The following is a 222-nucleotide window of genomic DNA, read 5'->3' as shown; positions in this document are numbered from 1 at the left end:
AGGCCGCAGTCGGTAACCTCGCGCATACAGCCGGGCAGTGACGTCATCGTCTGCGCGGAAATGGACGAACAGTGGGGATACGTCGGGGCTAAATCGCGCCAGCGCTGGCTGTTTTACGCGTATGACAGGCTCCGGAAGACGGTTGTTGCGCACGTATTCGGTGAACGCACTATGGCGACGCTGGGGCGTCTTATGAGCTTGCTGTCACCCTTTGACGTGGTG

The 222-nt window shown here is 59.9% G+C and carries 1 protein-coding gene; it reads left to right on the top strand.

Translation table 11 applies throughout. The features are described 5' to 3' along the window. A partial coding sequence (locus BGK49_RS19510; RefSeq protein ID WP_242412565.1) for an IS1 family transposase occupies window positions 1–222 on the top strand: 222 nt, incomplete at both ends.

The organism is Shigella sp. FC1544, from assembly GCF_001722145.1.
GTDB classification, from domain to species: Bacteria; Pseudomonadota; Gammaproteobacteria; order Enterobacterales; family Enterobacteriaceae; genus Escherichia; species Escherichia coli.
Note: the sequence above shows the minus strand (reverse complement) of the source record. Positions and strands in the feature narration are given on the sequence as shown.